Source organism: Paenibacillus ferrarius (genome assembly GCF_002027705.1).
GTDB lineage: Bacteria > Bacillota > Bacilli > Paenibacillales > NBRC-103111 > Paenibacillus_E > Paenibacillus_E ferrarius.
The window spans coordinates 1-22,548 of record NZ_MBTG01000054.1 but is presented as its reverse complement, the minus strand read 5'-3'; the positions used below and the strand labels follow the sequence as shown (position 1 = coordinate 22,548).

14 protein-coding genes, 1 rRNA gene and 1 pseudogene are annotated in these 22,548 nt (G+C 47.6%); 4 read left to right on the top strand and 12 right to left on the bottom strand.

All coding sequences use genetic code 11. The features are described 5' to 3' along the window. From BC351_RS35130 to BC351_RS35120, 3 genes are all read right to left on the bottom strand, one after another. Window positions 1–239 (bottom strand): 16S ribosomal RNA (locus BC351_RS35130); the annotation flags it as partial. Between the two features lie 420 nt (window positions 240–659). Next, window positions 660–1,733, bottom strand: coding sequence for an FUSC family protein (locus BC351_RS35125; protein ID WP_079419839.1), 1,074 nt, complete (start codon window positions 1,731–1,733; stop codon window positions 660–662). A 73-nt stretch (window positions 1,734–1,806) separates the two neighbouring features. After that, window positions 1,807–3,213 (bottom strand): sensor histidine kinase, encoded by a 1,407-nt coding sequence (locus BC351_RS35120; protein ID WP_079419837.1) that lies wholly within the window; start codon window positions 3,211–3,213, stop codon window positions 1,807–1,809. A 219-nt stretch (window positions 3,214–3,432) separates the two neighbouring features. Here BC351_RS35120 and BC351_RS35115 point away from each other — a divergent pair, with 219 nt between their 5' ends. Beyond that, window positions 3,433–4,020, top strand: coding sequence for a DUF1989 domain-containing protein (locus BC351_RS35115; RefSeq protein ID WP_341866045.1), 588 nt, complete (start codon window positions 3,433–3,435; stop codon window positions 4,018–4,020). A gap of 77 nt (window positions 4,021–4,097) precedes the next feature. Next, window positions 4,098–4,844 (top strand): YqcI/YcgG family protein, encoded by a 747-nt coding sequence (locus BC351_RS35110; RefSeq protein ID WP_079419832.1) that lies wholly within the window; start codon window positions 4,098–4,100, stop codon window positions 4,842–4,844. Between the two features lie 53 nt (window positions 4,845–4,897). On the opposite strand, the gene BC351_RS35105 is transcribed toward BC351_RS35110, so the two are convergent. The 7 genes from BC351_RS35105 to BC351_RS35075 all read right to left on the bottom strand — a co-directional run bounded on the left by BC351_RS35105 (window position 4,898) and on the right by BC351_RS35075 (window position 16,358). Further along, window positions 4,898–5,530 carry a spore coat protein gene (locus tag BC351_RS35105; protein ID WP_079419829.1) on the bottom strand — a complete coding sequence of 211 codons (633 nt, stop codon included), beginning with the start codon at window positions 5,528–5,530 and terminating at the stop codon, window positions 4,898–4,900. A 121-nt stretch (window positions 5,531–5,651) separates the two neighbouring features. After that, the gene (locus tag BC351_RS35100; RefSeq protein WP_079419827.1) at window positions 5,652–5,807 is read right to left on the bottom strand and encodes a DUF3934 domain-containing protein; all 156 of its coding nucleotides are present in this window, start codon (window positions 5,805–5,807) and stop codon (window positions 5,652–5,654) included. Further along, complete coding sequence (locus tag BC351_RS35095; protein WP_144028626.1) at window positions 5,804–6,244, bottom strand: HEAT repeat domain-containing protein; 441 nt, start codon at window positions 6,242–6,244, stop codon at window positions 5,804–5,806. The genes BC351_RS35100 and BC351_RS35095 overlap by 4 nt, the downstream gene beginning before the upstream one ends. A gap of 231 nt (window positions 6,245–6,475) precedes the next feature. After that, window positions 6,476–13,141, bottom strand: a complete 6,666-nt coding sequence (locus BC351_RS35090) for a glycoside hydrolase family 3 N-terminal domain-containing protein (protein WP_079419825.1) — start codon at window positions 13,139–13,141, stop codon at window positions 6,476–6,478. A gap of 33 nt (window positions 13,142–13,174) precedes the next feature. Beyond that, window positions 13,175–14,005 (bottom strand): carbohydrate ABC transporter permease, encoded by an 831-nt coding sequence (locus BC351_RS35085; protein WP_079419823.1) that lies wholly within the window; start codon window positions 14,003–14,005, stop codon window positions 13,175–13,177. 1 nt (window position 14,006) lies between these two features. Next, window positions 14,007–14,891, bottom strand: a complete 885-nt coding sequence (locus tag BC351_RS35080; RefSeq protein WP_079419820.1) for a carbohydrate ABC transporter permease — start codon at window positions 14,889–14,891, stop codon at window positions 14,007–14,009. 75 nt (window positions 14,892–14,966) lie between these two features. Further along, complete coding sequence (locus BC351_RS35075; protein ID WP_158082339.1) at window positions 14,967–16,358, bottom strand: ABC transporter substrate-binding protein; 1,392 nt, start codon at window positions 16,356–16,358, stop codon at window positions 14,967–14,969. 300 nt (window positions 16,359–16,658) lie between these two features. On the opposite strand from BC351_RS35075, the gene BC351_RS35070 reads away from it, so the two are divergent. Together BC351_RS35070 and BC351_RS35065 are read left to right on the top strand one after the other, a co-directional pair. Next, window positions 16,659–18,464 (top strand): cache domain-containing sensor histidine kinase, encoded by a 1,806-nt coding sequence (locus BC351_RS35070; RefSeq protein ID WP_158082338.1) that lies wholly within the window; start codon window positions 16,659–16,661, stop codon window positions 18,462–18,464. A 2-nt stretch (window positions 18,465–18,466) separates the two neighbouring features. Beyond that, complete coding sequence (locus tag BC351_RS35065) at window positions 18,467–20,104, top strand: helix-turn-helix domain-containing protein (protein ID WP_079419814.1); 1,638 nt, start codon at window positions 18,467–18,469, stop codon at window positions 20,102–20,104. Between the two features lie 74 nt (window positions 20,105–20,178). Here BC351_RS35065 and BC351_RS35060 read toward each other — a convergent pair whose 3' ends face one another. Further along, window positions 20,179–20,757 carry a TetR/AcrR family transcriptional regulator gene (locus BC351_RS35060; protein WP_079419812.1) on the bottom strand — a complete coding sequence of 193 codons (579 nt, stop codon included), beginning with the start codon at window positions 20,755–20,757 and terminating at the stop codon, window positions 20,179–20,181. Window positions 20,758–21,313: 556 nt separating this feature from the next. After that, window positions 21,314–22,470 (bottom strand): annotated as a pseudogene (locus tag BC351_RS35055) (IS3 family transposase). Between the last annotated feature and the right edge of the window lie 78 nt (window positions 22,471–22,548).

Sequence of the window (22,548 nt, the reverse complement as noted above, 5' to 3'; positions counted from 1 at the left end):
GCAGGCCCATCTATCAGCCACAGATTGCTCCGTGTTTCATAATTCTCTCATGCGAGAAAACCAATTATCCGGTCTTAGCTATCGTTTCCGATAGTTATCCCGATCTGATAGGCAGGTTACCTACGTGTTACTCACCCGTCCGCCGCTAAGCATTCCCCGAAGGAAATACTCCGCTCGACTTGCATGTATTAGGCACGCCGCCAGCGTTCGTCCTGAGCCAGGATCAAACTCTCCATAGTAGCGGACGATTGCTCGTCCGTATATCTGAAAGCTGAAATGCTCAATTGACTTGCTAGCGAGATTTTACAATCTCTTTTTGAACGATTGCTCGTTCGTGCTTACTCACTCGTTGTTCAGTTTTCAAAGATCAATTTCTTTCGCTCACTGCCGTGTTACCGAAGCAGCGAAAAGTAATATACCATATTGATTTTTCATTTGCAAGCTTTATTTTTTCCATCCATTCGTGAAGTTATTCAACACGTTCAGATTATTGTTTTGGGCTTGCTGCTCGTCCCGTTTGGAACAAGAATCATAATATAGCACATCCAATTTCGTAAAGCAAATCGAATTTTCATTTTTTAAAAAGAACCTCCTTGTTATCAGCATCTTTCTGACTGACAACAAGGAGGTTCCTCAAACGATAAGCAGTGCACGCTGCTTTATTTCAGCCAAATGCCTTTGAGCAGAAGCTCAAGAGGTTCGCGCTCTTCCGCTTCTCCCCGATGGTCATACTCGACAAGCTTGTCCAAGCGAGCGATCTGATGACCATAGTCGTACATGGCTGCCGCCACAATGGATAATCGAAGCATACCTGCTGGCTGCTGGTTATAGCGATCGATCAGTTCGGTCATGAAACGCTCATTCTCGGCTTCCATCTCCAAACCTTCGGTAATGTCTTCCTTGAGCTTGTCATCAAACTTCAGCAATACATGCTCGTGGAATTTAATAAGCTTCTCCATATGATGATCAAAATAATCATCCATGGCTTCTGTAGGCGCAGCCTGAAAGTAATGTTCGTCTACGGCATCGAGAACCTCGAGACCTTTGTACATAACAAGCAGCTTCTGTTTGTAAACCACGAGTTCACGGATGCGGCTGAATCCATTCTTTTTCCCCTTCAGCTTCTTAATCTCTTCCTCCATCAGTCTGTACTTGTCCGATAAGGATTTCAGCGAGCCTCGCAGTCCTTCTTTCTCATCTCGGAAGATGTTTTCTTTCATTTCATTCGAAATGACGGTTCGAAGGAGGAGCGACATTTTCGCGAAAATGCTTTGAATTTGTACCGCAAACTGCTGCTTGGGCTTAGGCGGAAAGAACAAAACATTCACGACAAAGGCGCAGCCGATTCCAATCAAGCTAAGAAGCAAACGGTTAACAGCAAATTGCCACTCTCCGGAGGCCTCCATCACCGCAACGACAGTAACCAACGTAAGACCAATGGTTTCCTCCATTCCAACTCTAAGACTAATAATGATAACAATGATACAAACAATTCCAATAGCAATGACATTATTAGAAAAAAACATCCCGGCTAGCAAAGCAAGCGCCGCGCCAAAAATATTCGTCTGCAACTGATCCAGAAAATAGCGCCAGGATCGGTAGATCGAAGGCTGCATCGCGAAGATAGCTGCTACGGCGGCGATAACAGGAGGAGTGAAATTAAGCCAAGCACTTATGTATAAGGCCAAAGCCACGGCGATTCCCGTCTTCCACACACGTGCACCGAACACCATCAGGGTCCCTCCTCATCTAAAAATGGATACAACCCTATCTTACACAGGTGAAAGATTGGATGCAAAAAAGGATTTATTCTTCTGCTTCCTCCATTTGAGCATCCCATTCATGAAGGGGCAGACTCAAGGAAAAGCGGCTTCCCTGATCTTTTTCACTTTGAAGAGATAGGGTTCCACCGAGCAGTTTGGCTAGCTGGAGGCTAATCGACAAGCCAAGCCCCGTTCCGCCATATTTGCGATTCGATGCGCCATCCCCTTGCTGAAAAGCTTCAAAAATGAGCTGCTGCTTATCCGAAGCGATCCCAATGCCTGTATCCTCAACAGTAAAGACAATCCAATTGGCTGATGCATCTGAATGAGGGCGAACCTCTACTTCCAGCTTGATGCTCCCCTGCTCTGTGAATTTGATTGCATTCATTAACAGATTACGGAGAATTTGATTGAGCTTCTGAGCGTCCATTCGAATCATCGCCGGCACATCGGGTGCAGCCGTTATGTCAAAGCGCAGCTTTTGAGCATCCGCCAAAGGTTGAAATTGCTGTCTTATGTAGTAAACAAGCTCTTCCATCACGACAGGCTGCCAGACGATGTCCATTTTGCCTGCTTCAATTTTGGATAGATCCAGTACGCTATTCAGCATAAACAGCAGTTCATTGCCCGAGGTATGGATAATACCCGCATATTCATTAATTTCTTGATAATTCGCTGGATCATCATGCTCCCGAATTAATTCAGACAAGACAATTATGCAGTTCAAGGGTGTTTTAAATTCATGGGACATATTCGCGATAAATTGGGATTTGTATGTGGACGTCAGCGTTAACTGATGCGCCTGCTGCTCCAGCTCGCGTTTGGATTCAAGCAGTTGCTTCGTTTGTTTGCGCAAAATGATATTCATGTTGCGGATCTTGTTCGCTTGCAACTGTTCACTGTAGAAATCCCGAATGATAAAAACAAAGAAAGCACTGAGAATAAGACCTGTGGGATAGGTATAAATGCCAACCGTGGCCAGATAGACGCTCGTCTTTACAGCGCCAAAACTAGCAATCCCAATAACCTGAAGTGTGTTGATAGAAAGGATGGAAATTAATGCTTTTTTCTTATAGCTCCAGTTTCTTTTTTGGTATAAAGCCACAAGGAATGCTGCAAGGAAACTTAACAGCAAGATATTCATTGACCCCGTAAAGGCCTGCGGACTGATGCCGGTAATCGTATATCTGGCAAGGGCGATGCCTAAACCGATAATGAGGAGAAGGGAATATTTTCGAAAAAACAGGGTTCCAAAAATGAGCGGCAGGGCACGTAAATCAAAAAGCATATGCTCGGATATTCTCACACCAAAAAACATCGTCAGCCATCCGGATGAAATAAAAATAGCGACAAGCGCAATTTGCCTAACGTTCCAGGAAGCTTGCTGCAAGGTATATTTGAAAATTAAATTAAAAAGATACGCACAGGTGATCAAAATACATATATTCACTAGAAAGCTTATAAAAATGGTGATGATAGCTCCTCCTGACCATAAGTGAATGACGGTGAGTATTATCTTTCAATTATACCTATTGATGTATGATAAAAATACCCTCATGTCTATTAGAACCAAACACCGCTACTAAAGTACTAGATTTGCGCATGACACCGTCTTCCCAGAGCCATACTGTTAAAAGCAGTCACCTAATCCCTCAGGAGGATATCAATGATTAAACAAAAATGGCGAATTCCAGCCACACGAGGTCTTGGATTTAGACTGAATCAAGGACAAGTGGTCCGTGTGACGGATGTAGAGGGTGAGCAGGTTGCCGATTTCATTGCTTTTAACGCCAACGATCTGAGTGAACGACTGGACCCGGGTGTTACTCTTGATGCCCTTGGCACGACCAATATCAAACCGGGGGATATTCTGTACAGCACGACATATAAGCCTATACTCACGATTGTCGCCGATACCGTTGGCCGTCACGATTTCATTAATGCTGCCTGCCGCTCCGAAATGTATGAACTGCTTTACAACAAAAAAGAGCATGCCAGCTGCTTCCATAACCTGAATCAAGCGATCGCCGAATTCCAAATTCCCGCTCCTGATCAACAGTATCCTTTCAATCTGTTTATGAACACGGTTATTCATCCATCTGGCAAGATTAGCGTCGAGCGGCCGTTATCCAAAGCTGGCGACTATATCGAACTTCGGGCTGAGATGGATCTCATCGTTGCGGTATCTGCCTGTCCCTGTTCAGAAAGTGCTTGCAACGGCTTCGTATGTACGCCGATCGACGTAGAAATTATGTAAGACAGCAGCAAGTGGGCATTCACCCACCCACCCTCCTTCGCATACTATGCTCCGAATGAATGAAGGAGGGGTTCTTAATGGTTCTTTTAAACGCGAAAACTTGGCTCGATCGTCATCTGAGTGAGCTGCCCCAGTGGCAGCAGGATGCTTTTAGCCAGTTTGGAGATATGATTGATGATGAAGCCCGCATGTATCCCTGCATTCCAGGGCGGCAGGGCTTTCTCTCTGACAGCTTGCGCTTCGGATTCGCAGCCGATCCGCGAACGGACGAAGCCATTGACGAGGTTGCCGCACTTTTGCGTCAATATGGCGATTGCTCCCGGGAGACCGGGAAATATGCTTCGCTCGTTATTTTCTTCCAAACTCCGGGTGACATGAGGTATGACTACTCGGTAGAAGACTACGAGCAGCTATTCTGGTCCGTACTGAGCCGCGTCAGCGCCAAAGACCAGCTTCCCTGGCCAGGTCACATTGCAAGTGATCCTTCTCATCATTCCTGGGAGTTTTGCTTTAGCGGTCATCCCTATTTCGCTTTCTGCGGAACTCCAGCCCATCAAATCAGGAAAAGTCGGCGTACTACCCATTTCCTAATCACGTTCCAGCCGAGGTGGGTATTCGCTGAGATTAATGATTCGACCCCTTTTGGACGCAATTTGAAAAAGCAAATTCGCCAAAAATTAGTGGAATATGACGGCGTGCCTGCACACCCCTCCCTGAAATGGTATGGTCAGGCGGATAATTTGGAGTGGGAGCAATATTTTCTGCGCGATGATGAAACGGTTGCAGCGAAATGCCCCTTTAGCTCCATGCACAAAATGGATTAGAAAAAAACCAGCAAGGTCCACAGGACCAATGCTGGTTCTTCTCTCTTCTGCTGCTAGTGCAGAGAAGGTCTGTTATTAGGAGGCATTTGCGGCATACCTTGAGCCGGAACGAAGGTATTGAGCATTTTCTGCATATCGGAAATTTCCAATCGCGGAACTTGGTAATAGGTATTTCTATTTTGATATAAAAATATTTCATAAGCCATTTCAATATAATTCTGTACTTGAGAAGCCAATACACGACGAACCGCAGGATTCGTCACTTCGACAGCCGTCATCGTTAGCAGCGAAGCATGGGTTTTCACAAGGCCCAGCATATGAGCGCTGATGCCTGCATCCTTCACGTCAGCCAGCGATTGATTCGGTTTCTTCGGCTGGGTTGGCTTGATCCCATAAATCGGCTGCGACAAATTACGAATCAGGTAAGTACCTGTTTCATGACTCGGCTTCTGGCCCGTCGCAAAGCATTCTGCGGTTAAATTGTAATGGAACAACGTAAAATTGTACTGGCGATCCAGAATATCCAGAAGCTCAGGATCTTGAACAAACTGCCGGAAGATCATGAATTGATCCAGTACGTTGATCGTACAAGCCAGCACTTCATGCAAATCAAAAACTTCATGACCACCATGATTCATATAATGCTCACCTTGCTGCGCATTGTTGTAAGGGTTCTGCTGCTGCATCTCGAAGTCTCCTTTGAATCAATAAGTTTGGTAACTTCGATAAGTTGCGTTGATTTCCCCTAAATTATGCGCGCGCTGATGGGAATAAAATAAACCCCCGGCAAGCTGCCGAGGGTTCATTTTATTTGGAGGCGTTCTTGGCAGCTTCCGCCGCTGCCTTCAAGCCTTTGCTCTTGTACGGCTTCGGGGCGCTTTTCGCGCGATTGGCACTCGCTTGCCAGCGATCCCAGCCCTTTTTGTCTGTTCCTCTACCCGTTCCGCCCTTGCTCTTGCTCATGCCTTCACGCTCAGCAAGGAATTCCACATCGCTTCAAGCCAAACATCAAAGTCCGACCCTTTGTCGCCTTCATAGGTGTCGTATACGTCGCTTCTTGTCTTTTGCAGCTTTTCTTTGAATTCTTCATACGTATGACCTTCAGGCAGGCTCTTTTTAATCCGCACGAAAACCTTGCCTGCGCCTTTAATCAAATCACCTTTTTTGCGTGGGGGCAGCTGGGCATCTTCTCCAAATGCTCGCAGTTTGCGATATGCCGCCTCCTGGATGGGATACACCGCATCGTTCTTCAGAATCCGTGCCAGGATATTGATCGTTTGTTGATCATTCCACTGACCTAATTGTTCAACAGCATCCAGGCGTTCTCTCCAATTGGAGGTGCGGCTGGCCGATTTTTTTAATTCCTCGAAATTAGGGGGCAATTCATAGTTTTGTTCCATACTCAAATGATTCAGGCTCCTTTTAACTGCTGTACATCGCAAGTTTCTTTTATGTGATAGATGTTACACTTTTTTTGCGCGAAGCGCCAACTTTTTAGTCGCGAAAAGGAATCTGGTTACAAAACAACGCAGCCAAAGCTTCTAGAGACATAATAAACACCGCGATCCTCTTGGCAAGATGTACCAAGAGGATCGCGGTGCTTCATTATGCTAATTCTAGCCTACTAACAATTACGATCTGAAAAAAAGTCTGAAAATCATGGTTGCAGCTTGCGCTCTAGAAGCATGTTCCTTGGGAGCGAAGCTGCCATCTTCCATACCGTTGATAATGCCGGCATTCTGAATGGCATCCACGGCCGCTCTGGCATAACCAGCAATCCGGGACAGATCCGTGAAGGCCGCGGAAGGATGGCCAGAAGCTAACTTCAGATTTAATTGCTGACTAATCCGATATACCATGACAGCCATATCCTCACGCGTAATGTTGTCGTTCACTCCAAAGGTGCCGTCATCCTTGCCGTTAACGATACCCAGCTTTTGGGCGCTGGCAACGGCATTCGTGTACCACTGGCCTTCAGGGACATCCTTGAAGGTTGCTGTCGCTGTTGCATCAGTCAGATCAAAGGTATCCATCAGCATTTTGATGAATTCTGCGCGTGTAACTTCGCCCGTCGGATTGAACAGGCCATTGCCTGTTCCGTTAATGGCGCCTCTTGCAGCCAGCGCTTGAATGCTGTCTTCTGCCCATGCCGCAGCTGATGTATCGGTGAAGGAGGCATGAGAATAAGCGGCCGCGTATTGGCTAAAGTGTTTGGCCTTAAAGTCTACGTTGCCGGTTGCCGGATTATATTTGCCGTTCTTCACAATTTCGAGCTTCCCTGCACCGTCGATATAATAAATAATGACGTTGTTCGGCTTTTCGCCAGCTTTTAACACATATGGAATGCTTACTAGCAAGGTGCTTCCCTTAAAACTGCTGACCTTGTTGCCGTCAATGCGGAGACTAAAGTCATACACCGTTTTTCCGTTCAGCTGCCCTTGTACGTTTGCAGGAAGAGCTGCTGTGTCTACCGCTTCTACGGAAAGTTGAATAATGGATGCCGCAGTTCCTCCGTTTGTGCTAATCAGATCAGGATGGATCGTTACGGCTGCTATACCTGTATCCAGCTGAATCGCTGTTATGCTGCTTGCGATAATATCCTGCGCGGGAATGTCCAAATTCACTTGTTTGGTACCAACTGGCGCATTCACGACAATGGTAATGGTGTGATCTTTGGCTGCCTGTACTGCCGCCTTCAGATCTTCAGGCTTCACTGCAGCCGCAGCTGCACCGTTCGCATCAATTGTAGGTTGAACCGTAATTTTACTGGAGTCGGACGTCGCAGGTGGCACGCTTGGCGCACTAGACGTGCTGCTTCCTGACGTCGAACCGCCTCCACCGCCGCCTCCCGGTTCCTCTGCTTTCGTTACTGTAATCACGGCTCTTGCTTCCTTGCCTCCATCCACAGCCGTAACTTTAATTGTTGCAGTGCCTACAGCTACAGCCGTTACTTTGCCGGAGCTATCAACGGCTGCAACGCCTGTGTCACTCGATGTCCAGACGACCTCGTCATTGCTGACAAACTCCGGTTGGAACTTCGGCTTCAATGTACTCGTTGCTCCTATTTGCAAGGAGAGCTTATCTGGTTCCAGAGAGATGCCTGCCACAGCTACATAAGCTTCCGGCGTCGAAATGAAGGTCACATAACTGTCGATCATGCCTTCCTTACTTGTGATTGCCCGAATCACTTGAGACGATAGAATGCTAATTGCCGCGGTATAAGCTGCGCTATCCTTCGTCGGCAGCGTGCCATCCGTTGTATAGTGAATGGTCGCGCCATCTGTCTCCGTTGTCAAAACAATTGACTTCGCCGATGCTTTCGCAAGAGGAGCCTTAGCCTTCTGTATCACAACCTCAGGCGTGCCCGGTTCAATGGAGAAGGCATCGAAATTAAATCCATCGCCATTATCCGTAATGCGCAGCGTTTGTACGCCAGCCTCCAATTTCACAACGAGCGAAGCTTCTTGATAAGTTCCCCACGCTCCCGTAGACGGCAAGGGCTTGGAGCCTTTGAGCACTCCGTCTGACAGAATCGAAGTGGATACACCGCCTTGTGGCGTAGCATATTGAAGACGCACTTTGTAATAGCCTGCCTGCGGCACATTGATTAGATAATCGAATGTCGATCCCGCTGCTGTATAGCCAAGATTGTTCATACTGCTTCCATACTGAATAACCTGTTGGCCCGCTGCGACAAAGTTCTCGGCCTCCAGCTTAATGACGCCATCCGCTCCCGCTGCTTGTGCCCTCACCGGTTCAAACGTCATATTTTGCAAGTCGAAGGAGCCGCTGTTTCCTTGAATGCGAATGGTTTGTACGCCAGCCTGCAGTTGTACCGCTAACCGCGCACCTGCCCAAGCTGTCGAACCGTACATATTCGGAATGGCATAGGTACCTAGGGTAGTCTGATTCTCCGATTGCACAAGGAACCCTCCACCGTTCGGAGAAGCTACCTTCAGAGTAACCGCATATTTGCCCGCAGCCGGCACGTTGATCTTAAATTCAGCCCAATCGCCTGTATCGATACCCGTTAGTTTGGCATTTGCAGTATCGGCGCCGCTAATGGCAACGCCTGCTAATTGATAGTAGTCGTTCGCCGTTACAGGTCCCGGCATAATGTCAGTGGCCGTGGTCTTATGCCCTGTTCCTGTCAGCATGACACTACCTGTCAATTTCTGAGCAGCCTCTGTACTCGAGTATGTGGTTGCCGTAACCGTCAACGGCGCATTCACATAATACGGCTTCGTAGAATCCCATAGCAATTGAACAGTCGCTTGCGAAGAACTCGGGTAGGTTACGCTGCCTAACGTAATTCCCATAGCAGCCGCTTCAGCGCCAAGCGCAACGGTACCCAGCTTGGTTCCATACGTTAAGCCTGTTACGGTCAAAGAGATTTCCTTATTGTTTACATTGTAAGGAAGAGATTCCGGAGCGACCTTCATGATCACAGGCTCTTTCTGTTCTAATACAATGCGATCCCATTTGTACGTAATAACAGATTTCGCCGGGATTTGCGCAGCCACTTGCGTGCCGTCGCTTACAAGCTTGAACGTTTGTGTCTTGTCTGTCTGATTGACGACCACAGAAACGATCGTTTTCTTGTCCGGGCTCATGAAAGAAACGTTCGTTACGTTATCCTTGGAGCCGTAGCTGCTGTCAATCCGAATGTAATCCGGCCGTACGAACTTCGAGTAGTTGCCCAGCGTGTAATATTCCGGCGTCAACCAGTAGTTGTCTGGATGGCTGGAATCCTGAATGACCATGGTTGGATCCGGTGTGCCAACCCATTGATGGGTGGCAATATCACTATCGAGCATAACGACCCAGGAATTGTAGCTTTTCGCCCAATTGCGGAAATATTGCGCCATTCGGTCCGCACCCGCAGTTCCCCAAATCGCGCGTTCTGTCAAATAGATGTTCTCACTTGGATACAAATTATGCAGCTGTGACATCATGGAAGGGTCACCGCCGTAATCGTGGAAAGCCGTACCGTCAATGGCATCGCGATTGGCGGCGTCCGCCAGTATCGGAGCCGGATAATTCATCGTGTCGCTGAAGTTATGATCGAAGATCCAGATCTTCACATCAAGGCCAGCAGCGATTAATTTCTGATGCAGCAGCTTGCTAAGCTCAGCTTCCTGCTGCCAAGGCATTTTGGTACTTGGATACTCAATCTCCAGAAGCGGTTCGTTCTGCAATGTCATAGCTGAGATGTTGATGCCTTGCGCTTTGTAAGCTTGAATAAACTTCACATAATAATCCGCCAATACAGGCAGATATTCGTCTTTCACTGAACCCTTGATCATGCTATCCGTCGTTTTCATCCAGCCCGGCGGGCTCCAAGGTGAAGCGAAGAACTTCATATCCGGGTTGATCGCGATTATTTTCTTAAGAACAGGAATAATGCCGTAATCAATATCTTTTTGAATCGAGAAATGGCTTAGATTCGGATCGGTTTGACCTGCTGGCATATCATCGTACGAATAAAATTTCCGCGATGTGAAATCCGCCGTACCGATCGTTACCCGCGTCATGCTCATGCCAATCCCGTTGGTGCTGCTTGCCAATTTGGTCAACAGCTCCGTTTGCTTCGCATCCGACATCTTCGTTATGTTGAAAATCGTCGATTCCTCCATCGAGGAACCCATACCGGTAATCGTCTGATACTGCTTGTTCGGATCAATGTTGATCGTCGTTGCATAGACGTCATTGCCTACGCTTGTCAGATTCAGATTCGCCTGCGAGGTCAGCTGTTTAAGCTCATCGCCAGGCTGCCATTGCGGAGCATAATACCACAGCTGGCTTTGACTGCTGCGTTCGCTGGACAGCCAGCTCTTGACCGCACCTTGACCGCCCGTTACCGGATTCTGCGGACTGATGGCGCCGCCTGCACTTCCACCGCCTTGAACAGCGGCAGGACCGAAACCTGTGGAACCGAACCAGTTGAAGTTTATCCCGCCGTTTGTAAACTGCAGCTTAATCTTCTGTACGCCTGCTGTTAAACTAACGCCCTTGAGCGTAGCTGTCTTCCAAGTCTGCCAGCCTCCTGTATAGCCAACTCCCTTCAGTTCTCCCAGGGTATGACCACCGGCATCAAGGATCAGCATGCCCGAGTTCGTAATACTGGCTTCACCGCCGGCATAGCGGAAGTCGATATCATATGTTCCATTCGCCGGAACATCAATCATATACTCGAGCCAAGCGCCAGATGAGGTATAGCCAATATCCTGTCCTCCGCCTATGTCGGATGTGCTCTCACTTTTTAGACCATCCGATTTCGCCGTGTAGTTCTCAGCTTCGACTTTGACATAGGGATCCTGTTGCCCTGGTTTGTCAGGCATTACAGGCAATATTGGAGTTCCTTCCGCTTTGGCCAGACCATAACCGTAATTAAACAACACATATTTGGGATCAAGGTTGGACTGTCCCGCTACAGGATTCGTATAAGCTTCCGTGTAGAACGGCCAACGAACCGGTAATTTGCCTGTAAAGTCTTTGCTGCCGAACAGAACATCAGCTACGCCTGCTCCTTCGGTTCCTGGCAGCCATGCCTCCACAAGTCCTGCCCAATCATTCAAACGATCGCCGATCATCAGCGGACGTCCCGAAACAAGAACAACGATCGTCGGTACGCCGGATGCCTTGACATTATCCAGTGTGGATAAGTCTTCCGAGTCAAGCTTCAGCTTGTTCAAGCCGTCGCCATTGCTTTCCGCATAAGGCGCTTCACCGACGAAGACGATTGCGACATCGTTGCCTTGCGCACCCCGGCCGTGCTTGTTGTACGTAACGTTCTTCGTACTTCCAACCACCTGCTGAATGCCTTTGAGGATCGTGGTTCCCGTTGTTATATTGCCCTTAGCGCCTTGCCAAGTGATGGACCACCCGCCAGACTGAAGACCGATATCGTCGGCACTCTTGCCCGCTACGAAGATCTTATTCATGCCAGACAGCTGGGAAAGAATCGGAGAGCCCTTCACCTTGTCATTCTTCAGCAAGACCAGCGATTCGCTGACGGCTTTGCGCGCCAGCGCCCGGTGCTCATCGGAGCCGAATGTGCCAGCCAGCTTGGCGTCCGTCATCGGATGTTCAAATACGCCGGATTCAAATTTAACGCGAAGAATGCGGGTTACCGCGTCGTCGATGCGCTCCTGTTTAATCCCGCCTTCAGCGACCAGCGCCTTCAGATTCGTGATCGTAGCCTTCCAGTCCGTAGGCATCATCATCATGTCTACGCCTGCATTCACCGCAACGCGGATCTGATTTTTCAAACCGCTCACGGCATTGTTGTCCCAATCCTTCGTAATTTGCTGCACCGCATTATAGTCAGAAATAACAAAGCCTGTGAAACCCAGCTGTCCTTCACCGGTGCCTTTGAGGACATCCGTCAAAAGACGCTTATTCGCATGCATTTTCAAGCCCTGAATGCTGCTATAGGAAGCCATGACCGTGCGGGCTCCGGCGTCAATCGCCGCTTTGTAAATCGGTAAATCCAGCGCCGTAACCTGTGCTTCTGTCATCCCTGTGATGTTGCCTTGGTTCACGCCGCCTTCCGTTAAGCCTTCGCCGAAGAAATGCTTCGCCGTAGCAACTACGCGGTCGGTACGCTTCAGTTGATCCCTTGTTTCACCTTGAAGCCCTTTAATAAAGGCCGCTCCCATCTTGCCAACAAGCTCCTGATTGTCACTGAAGCCTTCGTAAGTGCGCCCCCACTCCATATTCTGCGGATCCGCAATGGTTGGAGAGAATGCCCAATTCGTTCCAGCAGCCTTGATTTCCTGAGCGGCCGCTACGCCGATTTGCTCGACAAGAGCTGTGTCACGCGACGCCCCCAGACCAATGTTATGCGGGAATAGCGTTGCTCCCAGCAGGTTGCTGTTGCCGTGAATCGCATCCACCCCATACAAGAGGGGAATGCCAAGACGTGTGGACAATGCTCCCGCTTGGTAGGAATCGACAAGTGCAGCCCAATTCTCGCGCGTGCTGTCCGATTGCTTGCCATTCGGGAAGGAGCCTCCTCCGCTGAGCACAGAGCCTAGGTAGTAATTCTGTACATCGTCCGGTGTAACGGATGCGCGCTCCGCCTGTACCATTTGGCCAACCTTTTCGTCCAATGACATATGGGCGAGCAGATCGCTGACGCGTTCCTCGACTGGCTTCGAACTGTTCCAGTAAGCGGCAAGCTCCGCTGCCTTCGGCGTGTTCTCCTCACTTGCCAAAGCCGCCATTCCGGATAAGGATGAGCTAATCATAATACCGGCTGACAACAAAGATATTTTGCGTTTCCACATTCTCATGAATTTCCTCCTTAATCGTAGTAAAACCAAGAGCTAGCCTTTAACTGCACCAGCGGTGATGCCTCTTGTAATTTGATCTGTAAAAATTAAATAAATTAAAATCGACGGAATCGCAATGATCGCCAGAACTGCGAATTGCGCCCCATAGTTGGAAGAATACTGCCCCATAAAATAAACAATCGCAAAAGGAAGCGTTCTCAAAGAATCCTTATCAATATACGTAACCGCCATAATAAACTCGTTCCAACAGCTCAAGAATGCCAGAACCGCAACGGTGGCAATGGCCGGCTTCAAGAGGGGCAGGATGATTCTATAGATCATCCCAGGCACGCCGAGACCGTCCATAATCGCCGCTTCTTCCAATGCCTTGGGTATCGTTTCAAGGAAACCCGTAATAATGAACATGCTCACCGGAATTGCAAATGCCGCATAAGGCAAAATGAGCGACAAGTAGGAATTCAAGATGCCGGCTTGCTTGAACAAAATAAAGTTAGGCAGCAAGGTGGCGTAAATGGGAATAATCATGCCCACCATGATGAGTGCGAAAAACGTATTCCTTAGCTTCCAACGCATTCTAGTGAAGGCATAGCCCATCGTGATCGATAGAGCGACGATAATCACAATAGAAAGGAATGAAACCAGCAAGCTGTTGAAGAACAGCATCGTAATATGCGCGCCTTTGAAGGCGTCAGCGTAATTTTTCCACATCGGCGGGTTTGGCCATTTCAAAATGCTGGAGCCGAAGAAATCCCCGCTTTTCAAAAGAGAAAAATCAAACAGCCACACGAGCGGGAACAGCTCAGCCAAAACCAGAACCGTCATACAAACGGCGAACAGCAGCCCTGAAACACCTCGGATTTTCATCTCAATACTCACCTACATCTTTCTTGAGCGCACGATTCAACAGCACAGTAATCAACAAACAGATGATCACGAACAGGATGGAAATGGCATTCCCATACCCGTACAGCCCCTCGCGGAACGCTTTGGAATAGAGGTAAGTCGATAGAAACTGCGTACTGTTGGCAGGACCTCCCCCAGTCATTAAATAAACCGTCTCCATCTGCTTGAACGCAGCCACCACAGCCAAAATAATATTGACTCTAAGCACCGGTGCAAGAAGAGGAAATACAATCTTGAGGTTGAGCTGAATCTGTGAGGCGCCGTCCAGCATAGCCGCTTCGTGAAGATCCTTGGGCACTCCCTTAATTCCTGCATAATACAGCAGAAAAGCGTAGCCGAAACCTTGCCACATGCACACAAAAATAATGCAGCCAATCGCCAATTTGGAATCCCCAAGCCAATCCTGCTTCCACGACTCGAGCCCCACCATCTCCAGTATTCGATTCAGCAGTCCGAACTGTGTATTAAACACGCTGACCCAGAGCTGTGTCGTAACGAAGGTTGAAATAATAGAAGGAATAAAGATACATACGCGCAGCAGCTTCTCAAATCGTCCGCAATATTGCACCAGCATGGCAATCAGAACGGCAAATGGATGCTGGATCAACACGAGCCCCAAGCCGAGAAGAATGGCGTTAAGCAAGGACTTCCAAAACACGTCGTCTTGGGTCACGATGTCAATGAAATTGCTCAGACCAATAAACTGGTAAGCCGCTACTCCGTCCCAATTCGTCAAACTGTAATAGAAGCTGACCAAGATGGGAATGAAGATCATCGCGGTGAATAAAAGGAATCCCGGAGCTACGAGCCAGAAAATCGTTCTTTTGTTGCTTATGATGCTATTCATGCTCATCACCCTATCGGAAACATGGGGGCAGCGCACCGTATGTCCAGCCACTTGCCCCTCTTTTATTTGGAATCGCTATTTCGTCGCTTTGGCTGATTTATCTGCCGCTTCGTCAATCGCATTCACGAAATCCTCCGGCGTCATTTTGATGCCTTCAAGCTTCTGAATTGAATCGTAGAACGTCTTTTGCGTATCGGAAGAGAACTTGTCTTGCGCTACAGTCCCACTGTACGTTTTGGAGTTGTTGAAGATTTTGGTTAAATCCTTCTGAACTTCCGTTTCCTTGCCGGTTAAGTATTGATCGTACTTCTGGGCAGGGAAGGTGATGCCGTTTTGCCAAACGCCTTTGGCCCAGCCATCTGGACGGAACATCCATTTCAAGAACTCAATGGCTTCTTTCTTGTGCTTCGAGTTGTTGGAAACGGCATAACCTCCGCCAAACCAAGCCGTCAGATCATCTGTGCTGCCTTTGCCGCCTTCAATCGATGGAATCGGGAACGCGCCGATATTATTGCGCACTTCTTCCGGGAAATTCGCATCTGCGGCCATTCCCATCTCCCATTCGCCCATCATGAACATCGCCGCTTTGCCTTGACCAAACATATTGCGAGCTGCGCCGTAATCCTGATTCAAGAAGCCATCCCCGAACGCCCCGGCTTTCACCCAGCGCTGTACCGCTTTGGCCGCCTCTACGGTAGCTGGATCTTTATAGGAACCGCTTCGATCAAGCGCCTTCTTCGATGTGTCCCAAGTGCCGGATGCACGCTGCAGCAGTGTGTCGAACCATAAACCGGATGTCCATGCTTCTCTGCCATCCATCGCGATAGGCACAATCTTCTTCGCCTTCAGCTTATCAATGACACCGAACAGCTCCGCTTCCGTCTTCGGTACTTGCAGCCCGTTGTCCGCAAATACCTTCTTGTTGTAATACAGCACCCAGAAATCCGAATTGCGCGGAATGCCGTATAATTTGCCGTCGGATGAGAATCCATCCAGGGACGAGGGAATGAACCCCATGTCCTTCAGATCATCTTTGTTAATTTCCGCCAAGGCATTATTATTAACGAGTGGTTTAAGGAAGTTCGTGTTGCCCCAAGCACTGATAATGTCAGGCAGTTGGTTAGAAGCGTTATACACTTTAATCTTGTCCTGGTACTGCGGATCGGGAGAAAGCGTCTCCACTTTGATCGTAATGTTCGGATTGTTCTTCATGTAAGCTTCAATCAGCTCTTGCTCAAGCTTGCCTTGACCCACTGCGCGATCTGAATTGTTCGTAAAAAAAGACAAGGTAATCTTCTCAGCCTTCGGCGCTTCTGTCGCCGCCGGCGTTGTTGCAGCTGACGCTGCAGCGCTTGGTGCGGCTGCGCTCGGCGTTGTAGAGGTGCCGTCCCCGCAGCCGGCAAGTCCAAGTGCCGTCGTCAGAACGGCGAGACTAATTCCCGCTTGTTTGAAACGTAATGTTGTCATCGTATCCACCTTCTTAATTCTAAATTGGTCCATCTGATCTTCCATGAACTCATTGTAGGTGAGCGGAAGGGAAATTGTTAGGCTCGGTTTTTCAGGTAATGTTGTACATTTTTCAGGTTATGCTTGCTGCTTCCCTACCCGATCTTTGGAAACCAGTACTTCTCTGAGCTGCATTTTTGTACGTTTTTATGATTTTGTTGTACAGATTTCACATTAGGCTGCTGAGCGTTATTTTTCTTGTTGCTTGCCATGGACTTCTTTCTTATGATGAAATTATCCCGCCGCAGAGAAGGTACACTAATGAGATCCTATTTGTCACCTAAGTGGTATCTGGATTTACCGATTCAACGGAAGCTCCTTCTCTGGTTCGCTCCGCTGCTTCTGGCTACCATTGCAATAACAGGCGTATATTCCTATCGCATAGCTTCCAATGAAATCGTTTCCAAAATGAGTGTGGAACAAGTTAGTTCAGCCAGGCAGGCCATTGATCATCTCGATTACATCGCTCAGGACGCCTTGGATATATCTGATTATTTGTATTTAACCCCTGAGATTCAGGTCATGCTGAAGTCGGATTCGGCAAGCGGCAGCTATATCAACAATGATTCTATTCTTATGATCAACCGGTTGATGGTCACGCGTCCTTATTTTCAATTCCTGACCATCTACTCGCCGCGCTTTGAACCGATTCAGTTCAATAATAAAGGATTGTCATCGGCCATACCTTTTGAGGAATATCGCGATAAATTTGACTATGACGGTTTTCTTACACGGAAAAAAATTGATGAATGGAGTATCGAGGTACCCAATCACAGCAAAAGCATCTTCTATGGAGATACGAAAAACAAGCTGCTGCTCACGAAAATTCTCAAAAATGATCTGACCCTGAAACCGGAAGGCGTGCTGATTCTGGGCATCGATGAGAAGGATATCCGCCGCTCCTATTCGACTCCCAATGACAAGACCACCATTATCGTCATGAATTCAGATGGACATATCCTTTCGGATACCAACGGCTTTTGGGTTGGAAAGTCCATTGGAGAACTCCCTTACTTTACGAAGCCCATTGATCAGCCTAATCTCATCAACCCGGCCATTGAGAAACCGGACTGGGTGTTCTCCCATTCACAATCCTCCTTGACCGGTTGGCACGTATTGGTGCTGCAGCCCCGTGAGGACTTGCTTTCCCAGCTGAACCGCATTAAGTGGATCACTGCCTTGATTCTGTGCCTGACCTTTCTTCTAAGTCTTATCGTCTCTTGGTCCGCAGCTGCCGTTATTACGAAACCGATGAAAACCATTTTGTCCTCCATGAAAAAGTTTCAAAAAGGCGATTTCTCCCAACAGGTGAGCATTCAAGGAAAAGATGAGATCGGACAACTTGGCACTGGTTACAATATTATGGTTCGCAGAATCACCCAATTAATTGATGATGTGTACACCTTCGAAATTAAACAGCGGCAAGCAGAGCTTAAAGTGCTGCAATCGCAAATTAATCCGCATTTCCTCTATAACACGCTGAATACGATCGCTTGGACTGCGCAGAAAAATGGGGAGCATACTGTTGCGGAGATGATTTATTCGCTCTCTGGCATTTTCCAGATCAGTCTCAGTCAAGGCAGAGATTATATTGAGCTGAAAGAAGAGATGAAGCTGGCGGAGCATTACTTATTTTTGCAAAAAATGCGTTACAGAGAAAAGCTTTCCTACGAAATGGAGCTTCATCCCGAGTTAGCCGGTTTTAAAATACCCAAGCTATTAATCCAGCCTTTAATCGAAAATGCCATCGTTCACGGGCTAGAACCCCTGACGGATGACAGCGGCTTCATTCAAGTCACCGTCGTTCCTTCCGAAGATCATCCTGGTATGATTCAGATTGAGATCACGGATAACGGTGTGGGCATGCCTGAAAGCAAATTAAGGGCCATTCAAGAGCAGGCCTTTGTTGATCTTCCTTATCCAACGAATCAAAATGAAAGCTTTGCACTACTAAATATCATGAATCGAATTCGACTATTCTATGGAACTGAGGCCTTAATGGATATGGACAGCGTGGAAAATTTCGGGACGAGGGTTCGATTGCTCCTACCCCATTCGAAGAGGTGAGAATGCTGCTGAATCTGCTTATTGTTGAAGACGAATTGACGACACGCGAAGGCTTGTATACCATGATCGATTGGCGATCTCTCGGTATTCGGGTATGCGGACAAGCGAGCAATGGCCTGGATGCCATGGATATTATCAATTCCGGCGGTGTTGATCTGCTGCTCTCCGATATTCGGATGCCGATTATGGACGGCTTGCAGCTTCTTACAGAAATTAATAATAAACAAATGGATATTCCTTCTGTGCTGCTTACCGGTTATAGCGATTTCGAGTACGCGCAGCGCGCGCTGCGTCTGGGTGCACTGGATTATATCATCAAGCCGTGCCCCCCGAGGGAAATCGCATCCGTATTTGAGCAAGTCGTTATGAAAACATTAGACAAAAGAAAACACCAGCATGATTGGAACGGGCTTCAATATCAATTGAAGGAAAACATACCGATCGTCAAATCCCAGACCCTGCTGGAGTGGCTTCACCACCCCAAACGCAAAAACGAAAACCGCAGTGAGCAACTGCGCAAGCTGGAGATCTCCATTTCTGCTGAACACACCCTTGTCATCATCATCCACCCCGATGGCAAGCCGCTGAATGAGCTTAACTACAGCCGCACTGACCTGCAATTAATTCAATTCGCGACGACGAATATCGTACAGGAAACGCTCGAGCAAAGCATCCGGCAGCCTGTTGAGGTCATCAAAGATCAAGACGGAATTATCGCTATATGCAGCGGGACTCTGGATCTCTTGAGGGATAAAATCATAACGGGCTTGTCCCAGCTTCAGCGCAATCTTGAAAAGTATTTAAAGATTACCGTGAGCATCGGGATCAGCAGCTCCAAGGCGAGCATCGACAGCCTTGCCGAGGCCTACATCGAAGCTAATTCTGCGCTTGAGTTGCGGTTTTATCGCGGTTTGGGAGGCATCTACTTCTACACCGAATCAGAGGCCGTACTGCTAGACCCGCTCCCTGCCCAAACAGAGACGGAGCGCCTTCGGCTGGAGCCGATGATCATCGACCACCTTCGTTCCGGTCTATACGCAGAGGCCTTGAATCTTACGGAGCAGTGGCTCGATTATTTCCATGCAGAGCACGCCCACTCTCGGATGGAAATCAACCTGCAGACGATTTCCTTGATAGCCCGGCTGATGCAGTTGGGCAAAGAGCAGGAGTTAGCCGCACCGGGCTGGTCGGATAGTCTAGTTGCGATGGCTGATCAAGTTCACCGTGTGGAAACATTCGAGGAATTATCAGGCCTTGTATACAAATCCATCCAGCAATTGGTTGAGCTGCGGAATCCTCACAAAACACCTCGCCGCAAAGTCCAGCAGGCTGTGGAACTGATCTCTGAGCATTATAACTCTACGGCCTTGTCCTTGGCAGGCGTGGCCAAAGAGCTGTTCGTGTCCAGCACGTACTTATCGACGCTCTTCAAGCAGGAGCTAGGTATTAACTTTCTGGATTACATACATCAATACCGCATTGAGCGAGCCAAGGCGCTGCTGCAATCCGGCGCCCACAAAATCCAGACCATCGCCCGGGAAGTCGGCTACTTCGACGAGGCCCATTTCACAAGAACATTTAAGAAATGGACCGGGCTTTCCCCTTCTCAATATAAGAAGGAGGCGCTCGAGTCCAAGTGATAAAGCAAAAAGGACGGAGCCTTAAGCGGCTTCGTCCTTGTGTCTGCTGTCAACCAGCTCTAATAGGCGAGAGATCAGGGCAGCAAGCTGCGGAAAAACAACTCAAAGCTAGCAACCATCTGCGTAATCAGCTTATCATCGCCCATCCCCATTCCCCAAGTGAAGGATACCCCCATGTAAGTCTGAATGGCTTGATCAGCAATCATATCGGCAGGTATAGCTGACGTGAATTCTCCCCGATTCTGCGCCTCCACGATAAGCGGAATCAACATGTCTTTCAGCTCTTCCAGCATCTTTCGTTGATTGGACAGCGATTTCTCATTGCTTAGATCACTCAGAAGCACTGCACGAACAAGCTGCCTGCTATTAGGGCCAATCCGGACAAATTCCATTAGAAATTCACGAACATGAGGGAGAATCGGTCCACGTATATCCTTCAATTTCTCAAATTCCAGCGTCGCTCGGAACGTCTGCAGATCACAGAAAACATCCTCTTTGCAGTCGAAATAGTTGAAAAAGGTTCCTTTGGCTACACCCGCGCGTTCTGTGATCATATGAACGGTTGTCGTTTCATACCCATGCTCTGCGAAAAGCTCCAGCGCTGAGTCCAGTATTTTCTTGCGTGTAGCAATCTTCTTCTCTTCTCGGTTCATAAGCTCATCTCCGTTAACCAAGACTGTGTCATGTATATAATCAAGTATAGAGCAAACGCTGCATTAGTTCAACGCACAACATGACCATAAGTCATATATATTCGTCTTACAAATGGAGTTAAGATACATAAAGGGATAACATCCTTTTATTATTAATAATTTATTGAAAATTTATTCATGACCACAAGTCACAATTTACTTAATCAATATGGTTGAGAAGTAAATTGGAAGTAACGGGCGGAATGCTGCTGGTTTCCGGTGTCGCACAGTCTGAGCAAGGTGCTCAGCATTTGGCGAAGGTTTCAACCTAGCTATAGGGGACAGCTGCTTCCTTACTACGAATCCCCCAACCCGCTTCTGGCGGTTTGGGGGATTTATTGAGATTTGCAGCATGCGTTATGAGGCAAGCGGAACTACAGTACGCTATTTCCTGATTTTCAGCTTAAAACTGGATCAAACGGAACTGAGATCCGCTATTTATTGAAACAGATGTGGTTTGAAGCTGCATGTACTTCTGTCAATAGCGTAGACACAAAATTAAGGAACAACCACGGCATTAGACAGCCTGATTTCTGTAGTAAATTTGTTCGAAATGATGAGCCGTCTCGTATCCTAGAGTAGAATGTGGTCGTAGTCGATTATAGTCAAACTCAATGTAAGCATAGAGTTCTCTCATGGCTTGTTTACGGGTCTTAAATTTTGTTTGGTACACAAATTCTTTTTTCAACGTGCTATGGAAGGACTCGATACAAGCGTTATCATAGCAATTTCCTTTACGGCTCATGCTGCCAATCATTTTGTACTCTTGTAACTTTGCGCGGTAGTCATGACTAGCGTATTGAGAGCCACGATCAGAGTGATGAATTAATCCTGGCTCAGGCTTGCGACGCTTATATGCCTTCTCTAGCGCGTCTAAAACGAGCTCCCTTGTCATTCGAGCTCCCATTGAAAATCCTACAATTCTGCGAGAGTACAAATCCATTACGCTTGCCAAATACAACCAGCCCTCGCCCGTCTGGATGTAAGTGATATCCGTTACCCAAGCTTTATTCGGCGCTAGCACAGTAAACTGACGATTTAACACATTTTCGAACACAGGCAAGTCATGTTTAGAATTCGTCGTAGCCGTTACTTTCCTTACGGTTATTGACTTCAATCCCATTTCCTTCATACGCCGACTGACCGTTTTGGAAGAAACCGCAGTCCCATTTTTTCTTAATACGGCTGTAATCGTCGGACTTCCTGCGCGTTTTTTAAAGTGATTAAACAGTCTTCTTATCTTCCGATCTAGCGCTTTTAAGCGCTTTTCACGAGCACTAGGTTCCCTCTTAATCCATTTGTAATATCCGCTTCGTGAGACTTCTAAAACGGTGCACATCTTCTCGACCCGGTACTGGAAGCGGTGTTTATAAATAAACGAATAAATCAGCACGGGTCCTTTGTGAAGAAGTGCATCGCCTTTTTTAAAATCTCATTTTCCTCTTTTAATTCGAGGATGCTTTGCTCCAACTTCTTCATTCGTTCATAGTCTACAAACACCTGAGACTGAGATTCTACAGTTCTACTGCCGTACTGTTTAATCCACCGACTTAGGGTACTTTTAGGAATATTTAATTCCTTAGAAATTTCAATTGGTCTCTTATTAGCAGACTCCATGTGTTCAACTGTCTTGCGTTTAAATTCCTCATCATAACTTTCACGTTGTGATCCCATGCCACACCTCGACCTTATTTAATATCTATATTATAAAGGTTGTTCCTTAAGGTGTGTCTACGAAATAGTCTAACTTCA

What these genes read in the sequence shown, in the direction of transcription:
- BC351_RS35125 (WP_079419839.1), bottom strand. Translation starts at nt 1,733, where the DNA reads ATGGTGTTCGGTGCACGTGTGTGGAAGACGGGAATCGCCGTGGCTTTG.
- BC351_RS35110 (WP_079419832.1), top strand. Translation starts at nt 4,098, where the DNA reads ATGGTTCTTTTAAACGCGAAAACTTGGCTCGATCGTCATCTGAGTGAG.
- BC351_RS35105 (WP_079419829.1), bottom strand. Translation starts at nt 5,530, where the DNA reads ATGCAGCAGCAGAACCCTTACAACAATGCGCAGCAAGGTGAGCATTAT.
- BC351_RS35100 (WP_079419827.1), bottom strand. Translation starts at nt 5,807, where the DNA reads ATGAGCAAGAGCAAGGGCGGAACGGGTAGAGGAACAGACAAAAAGGGC.
- BC351_RS35095 (WP_144028626.1), bottom strand. Translation starts at nt 6,244, where the DNA reads ATGGAACAAAACTATGAATTGCCCCCTAATTTCGAGGAATTAAAAAAA.
- BC351_RS35090 (WP_079419825.1), bottom strand. Translation starts at nt 13,141, where the DNA reads ATGAGAATGTGGAAACGCAAAATATCTTTGTTGTCAGCCGGTATTATG.
- BC351_RS35085 (WP_079419823.1), bottom strand. Translation starts at nt 14,005, where the DNA reads ATGAAAATCCGAGGTGTTTCAGGGCTGCTGTTCGCCGTTTGTATGACG.
- BC351_RS35080 (WP_079419820.1), bottom strand. Translation starts at nt 14,891, where the DNA reads ATGAATAGCATCATAAGCAACAAAAGAACGATTTTCTGGCTCGTAGCT.
- BC351_RS35075 (WP_158082339.1), bottom strand. Translation starts at nt 16,358, where the DNA reads ATGACAACATTACGTTTCAAACAAGCGGGAATTAGTCTCGCCGTTCTG.
- BC351_RS35070 (WP_158082338.1), top strand. Translation starts at nt 16,659, where the DNA reads ATGAGATCCTATTTGTCACCTAAGTGGTATCTGGATTTACCGATTCAA.
- BC351_RS35065 (WP_079419814.1), top strand. Translation starts at nt 18,467, where the DNA reads ATGCTGCTGAATCTGCTTATTGTTGAAGACGAATTGACGACACGCGAA.
- BC351_RS35060 (WP_079419812.1), bottom strand. Translation starts at nt 20,757, where the DNA reads ATGAACCGAGAAGAGAAGAAGATTGCTACACGCAAGAAAATACTGGAC.